Source organism: Terriglobia bacterium, assembly GCA_020073185.1.
In the GTDB taxonomy this organism is placed as follows: Bacteria; Acidobacteriota; Terriglobia; order Terriglobales; family Acidobacteriaceae; genus JAIQGF01.
In genome coordinates this window covers 54491-63207 of record JAIQFT010000021.1, presented here as the reverse complement: position 1 = coordinate 63207, position 8717 = coordinate 54491, and the positions used below count along the sequence as shown (strand labels likewise).

Here is an 8717-nt window from a genome sequence, read left to right as displayed (position 1 = left end):
GGTTTGGCACCTCGATGTCGGCTCATCGCATCCTGGAGCTGTAGAAGGTTCCAAGGGTTAGGCTGTTCGCCTATTAAAGCGGTACGTGAGCTGGGTTCAGAACGTCGCGAGACAGTTCGGTCCCTATCTGATGTGGGCGAAGGAGATTTGCGGGGGTCTGTCCTTAGTACGAGAGGACCGGGATGGACGAACCTCTTGTGTTCCAGCTGTCCTGCCATGGGCACGGCTGGGTAGCGAAGTTCGGTTGTGATAACCGCTGAAGGCATATAAGCGGGAAGCACTCCCCAAGATGAGATCTCCCAACCCGTAAGGGTCAAGAAGGGCACACGAAGACTACGTGTTTGATAGGCTGGGGGTGTAAGCGCCGTGAGGCGTGCAGCTTACCAGTACTAATCGCCCGTTCGGCTTGACCATAAAATTTACCCGGTGCAGTTGAAGCTCTCAGCCGCCAGCTCTCAGCCTCAGTCGAACCTGACTGACCTGGGGCGACGACTGAGGCTTCCGCGCCGTAAGCCTTGCTGAGTGTAAATCCCAATCTGTTCAGTTGTGAGGCATCGCCCTCACGCTCTTTGAAAGGTTGAGGCGATTTCGCGGCGTCTGAGCCGCCAGCCGAAATCCTGAGCGGCTAGCCGCGAAGGATCTCTTATCGCCAACAATTTCCGGTGATCTTACCGCGGGGGCACCACCCGTTCCCATCCCGAACACGGAAGTTAAGCCCCGCCGGGCCGATTGTACTGCATGCGAAAGTGTGTGGGAGAGTAGGTCGTTGCCGGATTAAATAAAGGCCACACGTCAATAACGTGTGGCCTTTTCCGCTTTAATCAGTTCTGCGTCTCGAATGGTAATTCGTCTGCTTCCACTTCTACCAAGCTGCTCCCGAACCATCTGACCGTTGCTGTCGGAGAATTGGCACTGGCTTCTTTTCCCGACATTTTGTACACGAAAGTAATGTCCCTCTTGGCCTTACAAGCGCACGGATGGGGCCAAATAAACTTCCAGCCCTTAACATATTCGACTGTGGCACTGCGCAGCAACGCGTGCCCCGAAAGCGCTTCGATCTCAGTGGTATCTCCGTCCTGATTCACCGTCGCATGGACCTTGACGGTCCCTTCGATCCGAGCTTGGCGAGCAATTGGCGGGTAAAACGGCATTGGCGCAGACTTCAGATATGGGACGGGATCATCTGCGGGCACGAGAGTACAAAGGATCATCACCGAGAGAATTGTAGATACGATCTTCACATCAAACTCCCCCTAGCGAGAGATCCCTCGCACAAAACGCTTCGGGATTTCGCCTGCGGGCTCCCACTTCGCTCATGCCCGCAAAGCGGCTCAAGTTAAGCCCCGCCGGGCCGATTGTACTGCATGCGAAAGTGTGTGGGAGAGTAGGTCGTTGCCGGATTAGACAAAGGCCACACGTCAACAACGTGTGGCCTTTTCCGTTTTGACACGAGAATAAATCCGAACATATTGCTGGGATGAACCGTAGATTTCTGCTTTTTTCAGCTTGCATCCCATTAGAAAACTCGTCTATAGTCTGCGCCATTTATTGTGCGCTGTTGATTGTGTTCTGTCCCTCGAAGTCAGGCAGCGTCCTTCGGTCCCATAGATAACTCATTGGAACTTAACTGGAGGAAATGTTATGCGCTCTGCCGCTCTGGCCACCCGTCGTCTACTGCTGTACTGCAGTTCACTGGCATTCATGGTATTCGCTCTCGCTTGGCCTGCCGCTGCCGGTACCCTAGGCCGCGGCATGGAACAGCTTGTGCGTTTCTACGAGTCCGACAACCCGAAACTTAGTGAGGCCCTTCAGTTTCATATCACCGCACCCTCTGGAGATGTTCTCGTCCATGTCCGCCTGGAAGCGAACGTTGCGTCGGACCAAGCGATTGCACAACTCTCCAAAGCCGGATTTCGTCTTCAGGCAGTAAGCCTGCTGGACCCAACCCTTGTGGAGGGATATATGCCTCTTGGGTTGGCCCGTTCAATCGCCTCGGTCCCGGGTGTTCACTCCGTTCTTGCTGTGCAACGCCCCTTCAAGTTCGCTGGCTCGGTGCAGAGCCAGGCGGTCGCCACAGAAAAGGCCGACCTAGCCCATGCCCGCGGGATAGACGGCACGGGAATTCGGGTCGCAGCCCTCTCCGATAGCTTCAATTCTCTCACCAGCCACCCGAACGCGGCTGACGACGTCGCCAGCGGCGACCTTCCCAGCGATGTCGTCGTGCTTGAAGACTTGCCCCCCGGTGACGGGGAAGACGAAGGCCGCGCCATGCTGCAACTAATCCACGACGTCGCACCGGGTTCGAAACTCGGCTTTGCTACCGCTTTTAACGGCGAGGTGGACTTCTCGAACAATATTCTCAATTTGCGCCGTCAGTTCAAGGCCGATGTCATCGTGGATGACGTGATCTATTTTGACGAACCGATGTTCTCCGACGGCCTGCTTGCGCAAACCGTCGATGAGGTAGTCCACGAAGGAGCAGCCTATTTTTCCTCGGCCGGCAACAATGGTCTGGAGGGCTATGAGGCGGACTACTCGCCGATCAGCTTCTCCCGGGCTCAGAAACTGGCTGCTGCCGGGAAGTCGAACCTTGACCTGGCAGCGCTCACGGCCCTTGGGCTGGCGCCCAAGAGCTTCCACAACTTCCGCCACCCCGATGGCAGCGTAAGCATCTCGCAAAAGTTCACCTCATTCTTCGGGGATATTGCCGATTTCCAGTGGGATGAGCCATTCAATCTCGGCAAGGTGAACACCGACTACAACATTTACATATTCGACGCGGCCGGCAACTATCTCGACCCGAACGATTTCACCACTCCGGTGTTCTTTACCACCGACGACAACCTGATGACCGACCAAGCCCTGGAGCTCGTTCAGGTGCTTCCGGGGGATTATCAGATTGTCATCGGAAATATGAATAACGGTCCCGCGCGGCATATCAAGTACGTGGTTGTAAATGGCACGGGCGAAAGCGAACGCCAGAACGCATCGACCTGCTGGGGTCACGCTGCCGCACGGAAAGGCCAGGCGGTGGCAGCGATGTTCTACCCCATTACAAACTTCCCGGAGGATTACAGTTCGCCGGGGCCGACCGCCATCTTGTTTGACCGTAACGGCAACCGTCTCCGCTTCCCCGAAATCCGATTCACGCCGCAGATTACAGGCGTTGACGGGGCAGACACAACTTTCTTCGGATTCGATATCGAGCCCAATGGCCTGCCCAACTTTTTCGGCACCAGCGCGGCAGCCCCCGATGTCGCAGCCGTGGCTGCGCTAGTGCTCCAGAAGGCAGGTGGTCCTAGCCACTTGCCCCCCGCTGCTGTCTACCAGAAGCTTCAGCGGACAGCTACGCCTATGCCACTTTCAATCGACCGCACATTGGCAGCAACCATTGCAGGACCACTGTGGGTGACAGCGGTTGGCGACTTCCCGCGAGTAAAGACTTTCTGGCGCTTCACCGTGCAACCGTTTACCTCACACACCATAACCAGTGTGTCTATTGATCTGACCAAGCCCAACATGCACTGGTCCAATCCGGCAAGCCCAACCACTGGCTTCAGCGTCGGCACCACGAGTGGCTTGGCGCCGACCGATGTGACGGCGACCCGCAGCGCTGACCTCACGACTCTCACTCTGACCTTCAAGCCGGGAACGTTCGGCGCGGGTGACTTCCTCACCTTCGCCAACTTTGCATTCCCAGTACAGTTGCCGGTGCAGTTCGAGGTGGACGCCGACCGGATCAAAGGCGGGCAAGTGACATTGACTCTCGACGACGGAACCACCAAAACCGGTGCATTCGTCGTTGCTCCAGCCATCCCGTTCAACCGGTTCACCGGCGCAGGTTTGGTGAACGCTGACGCGGCAACGCGCTAGCCCCAACCTCCCACTAACCATTGGCCCCGGTAGCTCCTAGCCGGGGCCATTTTCTGTACATGCGGGTCCGCATAGGGTGGTGTGGCAGGGGCGGACAGGTGACCGTCCCCCCTATGCCGATTTGCGCAAATATTCCCGGGGGCGGTCCGCGACGGGTCAAACGAACCGCAAGATGACAGGAGCAGAGCGGCCGAGATTCATAAATCCAGGCCTTCATTGCGTGGTTCGAGGTAACGCGGGGATGGGCCGAACAACACCGGGCAAAATCTCCCCCTCGCGCGTCATGAGGTGGATGTGACCGTTCTCTCCTCCCAGGCAGAGTTCCTGTCCCACCACGAGCGGGGGTTGTTTGGAGGCAGAACCGGGCAACATTCGATACTCGTATCTTCTGCCGCCGGCACGAAGGATCGCGGTTCGAGCCGACGCCGTGCCATGCTGTTCCGCGGCGCCCGCTTCGTCTGCGGGTCTTGCTCTGCGGGTAGGCGGCCCGGCGGAAAAATCTTGACTAAAAACCTTGAGAACGGTGGCCACTCGGTAGCCCGGTTTACACTCAGCCGAAAGCGAGAGGCTCAACAGCGTCGCGAAAGCCATGACAGTGAATCCCTTGTTCATAGTCACCTTGCTTGAAGTAGGAACGGCGGAGAAGCCGACTCTTGCAGACCCAAGCAAAAAGTTTATCAGCAAATTCCTCGACGGCAAGGGAGCTCTGTGGGAACTCCGTATCCATGGCTGGAAGAAGCTATTAGCGGGTAGCTCTTGGCCCTTAGCTCAAGCCAGGGCGGACTTGGGCTGGCAGACTTGGGCTGGCAGCCTGAGGTTTCCGCGCCGCTGCCTTGGAATATAAGTCCCAATCTATTCAGTTGTGAGGCATCGCCCTCACGTTCTCTGAGAATCTGGCGTCAAGAGATTCCTTCGCCGCGGCGGCTCAGGATTTCGGCAGCAGGCTCCCGACGCGGGCGCGCCTCACGCCTGCTAGACGCCTCCAGGAGTCGGGCCGCAATTGTACCGCAGGCGGCTGCAAGGCAATCAAGGCTCGAAGATTGTCATCGGGCTCGCAGCAGAGCACGCCGCGCAGGTCGCGGCAATTTCACTTCTACGAACTGATCGGCCGGGAACAGGTAATCCTCGCCGGAGTTGTCGATGACTCGGATCAGTCCCTGATCGCGCGCGCTTTTTTCGGTAGGCAGCGCCTGGTACACCTTGCCCACGTCCAAATCAATTTCCGCATACTCGCCCGCGTCAATGCACACGACAAATCGCTGTCGACGTCCGCTCAAAGTCGGCGCAGCCGCCTTTTTACTTTGAACAGCTTTCTTCCGATCCCGTGTGCTTCGCACCAATGCAGCCCTGATTGAGTCCACTTCCTGGTTCTATTTTGCCAACTGTAGTTTACGGCGCGTGGTAGTCGGTAGATCCACAGGAACAAAATAGCGTGCCGGGAAAAGATAATCCTCGCCTGATTCGTCAATGACACGGATCATATTGTGCCGTTCGGCCTCGGCGTCGTGGATAAACGGGTAGAGTTTTCGCTGTTCGAGCGAAGCGTCATAGCCTTTGTTGTTGACACAGATTACAAAGCCCGAAGATCTTTTCATAACTGTCGAATCTTGTCTTTGACCTTGAATTCCTTTTTCCCGATTCCGTACGCTTCGTACCAATGAATTTCGGCGAACCATATCGTACCATCGGCAACTCGGACGGTCGCAAACCCTTTCAGTTTACGCCAGCGACCCGCGCCGTACACTCTGCGCAGCCGCCGCAGCTCGCGGATGCGCCGCCCGGCTGCGATCGTCGATGCGGCTGATGGCGGACAATACTTGAAGTGGCTTCACGAAGGCACGATTGTAGCGTAGCCAATTTGGCAAGTTGCCGCCCATCTGCGTTAATCTGCGGCTCACCCGGAGGTCCCATGCGTAAGGAGTTCAAGGTGAAGCTCTTCGGCGCCGGACGCAACTCCAAGGTCGCCGGGATGAACGTCCCCTTCGACGTGAAAGAAGTCTGGGGCAAGGCGCGCGTTCCGGTCACCGGCACGATCAACGGGTTCAAGTTCCGCACGACCGTTTGTCCGATGCGCGGCGAGTACTTCGTGTGCGTCAACCGCTTCATGCGCGAGGGCGGCCAGTGCGGCGTGGGCGACACGGTTACGGTCGTCATGGAGCCCGACACCGCCCCGCGCACTATCCAAGCGCCACCCGATCTCAAGAAAGCGATGAAGACCAACCAAGCCGCGCAGGCCGCCTGGGACCGCTATTCCTATACCCATCGCAAGGAATTCGTGCAGTGGATCACGGGAGCAAAGAAGCCGGAGACCCGCGCCCGCCGCCTGGAGAAATCCGTGTCCATGCTCGCCGCCGGGCGCAATCTCAGCCAGCGCTAGCCTGCAATCGCGCCGGCGCGTACAATTCCCATCCGGCATCGATGGGTGATTTGTTGATCTCCTGATATGCCGACTGAATCAGCAAGTCAGCACATCACCCAATCGGCAAATCGATCTATGCTTCGCCTGCTCATTCACTGGATCCTGAGCGCCCTGGCGCTGATCATCGTTGCGCACGTGGTCCCCGGCTTCTACATGCGCGGATTCGGCACGGCGTTGTGGGCCGCCGTCATCATCGGCCTGATCAACGCCACGCTCGGCGCGCTGCTCAAGCTGATCACGCTTCCACTGACAGTCCTAACCCTCGGTATTTTCTGGCTGGTAATCAACGCCCTGATGCTGTGGCTTGCCACGGCCTTCGTGCCCGGCTTTCACATCAGCGGCTTCGTCGCGGCCTTCGTCGGCGCCATCGTGCTCATGCTGGTGAACCTGCTCTTCCGCGCGCTACTGCCCAAGCGCGAACGCACCTAAAACTCAACCACGGATCGCCGCGGATTCACACCGATCAGATTTGATCGATCCGTGTTCGTCCGTGGAAATCCGTGGTTAGTGCCTACCATCCCACCTTCACGCCATTCTTCGCATTCTGTTCATCCAGCCACTGCTTCAGCGGCGCGAAGTAATCCAGGATGGCCGTCGCGTCCATCTGGCGCTCGCCCGTAAGCGCGTAGAGGGCCTCCGGCCAAGGGCGGCTGGCGCCCATCTCCAGCATCATCTTCAGGCGTTCCCCGGCAACCTTGTTGTTGTAGATGGAGCAGCGATGCAGCGGGCCCTTGTACCCGATCGTCCTGCACAACCCGCGTTGAAACTGGAACTGCAGCACGTCGGCGAGAAAATAGCGCGAGTACGGCACGTTTCCCGGCACGTGATACTTCGCTCCAGGGTCGAAGTCTTTCTCGCTGCGCGCCACCGGCGGCGCCACGCCCTGGTACTTCTCCCGCAGCTCCCACCACGCCTTGTTATAGCCGGCGGGCGTGATCTTGCCCGAGAATACGTCCCAGCGCCACTGGTCGATCAGCAATCCGAAGGGCAGGAACGCCACTTTCTCCAGCGCCTTGTGCATCAGCAGCGCCAGGTCTTCGCTTGGCGGTGGCGCCTGCTGGATCAGCCCGATTTCCTGCACATACTCGGGCGTGATGGAGAGCGCGATGGTGTCGCCCACCGCTTCATGGAAGCCGTCGTTGGCGCTGCCCTGGAACAGCGGCGGCTGGTTCTGGTAGGCCATCTGGTAGAAGTTGTGTCCCAGCTCGTGGTGGATGGTGCGGAAGTCCTCGTCGCGAATCTGGATGCACATCTTCAGCCGAACGTCATTCTTGTTGTCGATGTCCCATGCGCTGGCGTGGCAGACGACGTCGCGGTCGCGCGGACGGACGAACATCGAGCGCTCCCAGAACGTCTTGGGCAGCGGATCGAATCCTAGCGAGACGAAAAAGTTCTCGCCGGTCTTCACCATCTTGAGGTAAGTGAATTTCTTCTGCTGCAGGACGGGCGTCAGGTCAAGGCCGCTGTCCTTGCCAGGAACATCGAGCAGATCGTAGATGTTGGTCCAGTCCTGCGCCCAGATATTGCCCAGCAGGTGCGCCGGGATCGGGCCGTTGGGCGGGACCACCTGCGGCCCGTACTTCTTCACCAGTTGCGACCGCACGTAGGCGTGCAGCGACAGGTACAGCGGACGCAATTGTTCCCACAACCGGTTCAGTTCCGCGCTGAACCGCTCCGGCGTCATGTCGTAATTCGACCGCCACAGCACCCCCGTATCCTTGAACCCGAGCTCCTGCGCGCCCTTGTTCGACAGCTCGACGCCGCGCGCGTAGCGCTGCCGCATCTCCGGCGCGAACGATCTCCAACCCACCCAAAGATCCTTCAGCACCGCTTCATCTTTGGTGGTGGCGAAGGCCTCTTCCATCTCGCTTTGTCCCAGGCACTTGCCGGCAAACGGTCCGGTCTTAGGGCAGTACTTGCCTTTGCCGTAGGTGCCCTCGAGCCACGAGCCGATCTGCGCCAGCTCTTTTCGTTCCGCGGGATTATTTGGCGCCGGTGCCGTCAGCGCCAGCCGCAGCAGCATGAACTTCCGCTGCAGCACGGGCGAAAGCTGCGCTCCCTTGAAGCGTTTCGCCTCGTTCACCAGTTCGGTAGTCGTGGCCAGCACCTCCTCGTTGGCGCTGGCCGACAGGGCTTCGGTGTCGTCGGTGATGTACGTGGACTGCACCCAACTGGCGCGGCTGGCCTTCACGCCCACGTCGTCGAGGCGAGCCTCGGCGTCGCGCATGAATGTTTCCGCCTCCGCCGGCGCCGCCTGCATCGCCGCGGCGCTGGCGAATGGCTTCGATGAAGATGAACTCTGAGTCTGGGCAACGGTCAAAGTCGAAAACAGCAGAGTGATGGCGAGGGCGCAGCTAATACGGCGAACCATGGAATCCTCCAGCGAGCGGGACATTGTAATCGACGCGGGCCCGCCTTAGCAGTG

General features: G+C 58.7%; 7 protein-coding genes and 2 rRNA genes. 5 read left to right on the top strand and 4 right to left on the bottom strand.

The genetic code is table 11. The features are described 5' to 3' along the window. Together LAN64_09835 and rrf are read left to right on the top strand one after the other, a co-directional pair. Positions 1-414, top strand: a 23S ribosomal RNA gene (locus LAN64_09835); the annotation flags it as partial. A gap of 244 nt (positions 415-658) precedes the next feature. Further along, positions 659-775, top strand: a 5S ribosomal RNA gene (gene rrf, locus LAN64_09830). Positions 776-821: 46 nt separating this feature from the next. On the opposite strand, the gene LAN64_09825 is transcribed toward rrf, so the two are convergent. Beyond that, on the bottom strand, positions 822-1241 hold the full coding sequence (locus tag LAN64_09825) for an energy transducer TonB (protein MBZ5568133.1): 420 nt from the start codon (positions 1239-1241) through the stop codon (positions 822-824). A gap of 400 nt (positions 1242-1641) precedes the next feature. Here LAN64_09825 and LAN64_09820 point away from each other — a divergent pair, with 400 nt between their 5' ends. Continuing rightward, the gene (locus LAN64_09820) at positions 1642-3873 is read left to right on the top strand and encodes a hypothetical protein (GenBank protein MBZ5568132.1); all 2232 of its coding nucleotides are present in this window, start codon (positions 1642-1644) and stop codon (positions 3871-3873) included. Between the two features lie 1043 nt (positions 3874-4916). Here LAN64_09820 and LAN64_09815 read toward each other — a convergent pair. Then, the gene (locus LAN64_09815; protein ID MBZ5568131.1) at positions 4917-5150 is read right to left on the bottom strand and encodes a hypothetical protein; all 234 of its coding nucleotides are present in this window, start codon (positions 5148-5150) and stop codon (positions 4917-4919) included. Between the two features lie 93 nt (positions 5151-5243). Beyond that, positions 5244-5468 (bottom strand): hypothetical protein, encoded by a 225-nt coding sequence (locus LAN64_09810; protein ID MBZ5568130.1) that lies wholly within the window; start codon positions 5466-5468, stop codon positions 5244-5246. Positions 5469-5782: 314 nt separating this feature from the next. Between LAN64_09810 and LAN64_09805 the strand changes: the two genes are divergently transcribed. Together LAN64_09805 and LAN64_09800 are read left to right on the top strand one after the other, a co-directional pair. After that, entirely contained in the window at positions 5783-6250 is a 468-nt protein-coding gene (locus tag LAN64_09805; protein MBZ5568129.1) for a YdeI/OmpD-associated family protein, read from the top strand. A 117-nt stretch (positions 6251-6367) separates the two neighbouring features. After that, complete coding sequence (locus tag LAN64_09800) at positions 6368-6721, top strand: phage holin family protein (GenBank protein MBZ5568128.1); 354 nt, start codon at positions 6368-6370, stop codon at positions 6719-6721. Positions 6722-6803: 82 nt separating this feature from the next. Here LAN64_09800 and LAN64_09795 read toward each other — a convergent pair whose 3' ends face one another. Next, on the bottom strand, positions 6804-8687 hold the full coding sequence (locus LAN64_09795) for a M2 family metallopeptidase (protein MBZ5568127.1): 1884 nt from the start codon (positions 8685-8687) through the stop codon (positions 6804-6806). Positions 8688-8717: the final 30 nt, after the last annotated feature.